The sequence below is a fragment of the Candidatus Aquicultor secundus genome (genome assembly GCF_002791875.1).
Lineage (GTDB): Bacteria > Actinomycetota > Aquicultoria > Aquicultorales > Aquicultoraceae > Aquicultor_A > Aquicultor_A secundus.
On sequence record NZ_PFNG01000178.1, the window covers coordinates 3,691 to 5,203 of the forward strand.

At 52.4% G+C, this 1,513-nt stretch carries 1 protein-coding gene; it reads right to left on the bottom strand.

Translation table 11 applies throughout. From position 1 onward, the window contains the following. Positions 1–133 precede the first annotated feature (133 nt). Positions 134–1,513: group II intron reverse transcriptase/maturase (gene ltrA / locus COY37_RS07650; protein ID WP_502693751.1), on the bottom strand; the 1,380-nt coding region annotated here is incomplete at its 5' end.

The following is a 1,513-nucleotide window of genomic DNA, read 5'->3' on the forward strand; positions in this document are numbered from 1 at the left end:
CGCAAGAGTTTTTAGTTGCCAAACACATGTCAACAACCGTTCCTTAAATCGGGTAGGAGGTGGGTGATTAATCCACCCACCGTCCTCCCACACCACCGTACAAGCGGGTCCGCATACGGCGGTTCATCAGAAATTAACACATAAGAGAAAGCCGTTTGGTAAGGCTAATGAGACCGATTTTCTCCAGGTACTCGTTCGTAAGGGACGTAGAGAGAATGTAGCTGCCGGCGGTATGCCAGTAGCCTTTGCGTGTGTTAGCGATCTCCCACGCTTTACGATCCTCAATCCCAAGTGTGACGAGGTTATCATGCTTGGTTTTAATCCTTTTCCACTGTTTCCAGTAGCACATCCGAATCCTACGCCGTATCCAGCTATCCATCTTTCGAGCAAGTTCCTTCATGTCGGCGATGCGAAAGTAGTTCACCCACCCGATTATTAGGCGGTTGAGCTTTTCTATTCGCCAGACCATGCTCATACCGTTGCTTCGCGAGGTTATCTCTCTTACCTTGGCTTTGAAGCGTGCTATGGATTTGCGGTGGATGAAGTTTCTGGCCTTGCCCTTTTGTTTGTAAAAGGAGACGCCAAGAAACTTCCTTTTGTTTGGCCTATCTGCCGCACTCTTGGTACGGTTGACTTTAAGCTTGAGCCTGCGCCCTATGAAGGTGGTGATACTTTTTAAGGTACGCTCTGCCGCCTTTTTGCTTCTGAGGTAGATGTTCACATCATCGGCATAGCGGACAAAGCGATGCCCGCGTCGCTCTAGCTCTTTGTCAAGCTCATCGAGGTAGATATTGGCAAGCAGCGGGCTTAAGGGACCGCCCTGGGGCGTACCCTCTTGGCTTTTTGCCTTTACTCCTCCCAGCATGACTCCCGATTCAAGGTAGGCTCGAATGAGTTTTAGCACCCGTTTGTCGCTTACCTTGCGTGCCACGAGCGCCATCAGTTTGTCGTGGTTGACTCTATCGAAGAATTGCTCGATGTCAAGGTCGACCACCCAGCCGAAACCTTCTTCGATGTGACCCCTGGCTGCTCTGATAGCCTGGTGCGCGCTTCGTCCTGGGCGAAACCCGAAGCTTTGGCCCGAGAAGCCTGGATCGAATACGTCGGTGAGGATTTGCGCTACTGCTTGCTGCACCCACCTGTCGAGTACCGTTGGTATGCCAAGCTGCCTTACACCCCCGTCGGGCTTTGGTATCTCTACCCGCCTGACGGGTTGGGGCCGGTAGGCCCCCTCAAGAAGCATCTGCCTGATGGCCTCTCCTTGGGTCTTAAGATACGGTAGAAGTTCACCTACCGTCATGCCATCAATGCCGGGGCTGCCGCCATTGGATACCACACGCTTGTAGGCATGGTTGAGGTTATCTTTATGCAGTATCCTCTCAAGCAGCGCAACTTGCTCTTGCCTTGTGTCGTCCCTCTCTCTTTTTGACGCCGGGGACGGCTTAAGCGCTTCCGCAGTATCTTGGAGTTCCACTCCTACCTCCTGTGGAGAGCCTTCATATGAAGTTGTCTG